Origin of the sequence: Aquabacterium sp. UBA2148 (genome assembly GCF_002328915.1) — a bacterium.
GTDB lineage: Bacteria > Pseudomonadota > Gammaproteobacteria > Burkholderiales > Burkholderiaceae_C > Aquabacterium > Aquabacterium parvum.
Genome location: NZ_DCXA01000266.1, coordinates 1 through 584 on the forward strand (window position 1 = coordinate 1; position 584 = coordinate 584).

The following is a 584-nucleotide window of genomic DNA, read 5'->3' on the forward strand; positions in this document are numbered from 1 at the left end:
GGTGGTGAACTGGCGCTACAACTGGCACCCCGAGCCCGGCACACCCGAGTCGCGCCTCTACACCGACTTCCTGCCACCACGGGATTGGGTTTGAGCGACTTGTCCGCCGCGAACCCTTCCTCGATGCCCTCGGCGACCGCGTCTGCCCCGGCTGGTGCCCCGATGACTGCGGCCGGGCAGGGTGCCGGGGCTGTACCAGGCCTCGCTGGCCGACGCGTGGGCATCATGGGCGGCAGCTTCGACCCCGTGCACGTGGCCCACGTCGCGCTGGCCGAATCGGCCCTGATCGCATTGCGCCTTGACGAGGTGCGCTGGGTCCCTGTGGGGCAGCCTTGGCAGAAGGCGCGCCGGCTCGCATCCGCCGAGCACCGTGTTGCCATGGTCGAGCGCGCGGTGGCGCACGAGCCGCGCTTCACGGTCGACCGCATCGAAGTGGATCGCGAAGGGCCGTCTTTCACGCTCGACACCGTGCGGGCCCTGCAAGCCGCTCACCCCGATGTCACCGAGTGGTGCCTCATCATCGGCCTGGACCAGTACCTGAACCTGCCGACATGGCAGGGCTGGACCGAATTGCTGGCCCGCGT

The 584-nt window shown here is 69.5% G+C and carries 1 protein-coding gene; it reads left to right on the forward strand.

The features are described 5' to 3' along the window. Positions 1-225: 225 nt before the first annotated feature. A partial coding sequence (gene nadD / locus B2W70_RS14785; RefSeq protein ID WP_286746806.1) for a nicotinate (nicotinamide) nucleotide adenylyltransferase occupies positions 226-584 on the forward strand: 359 nt, incomplete at its 3' end.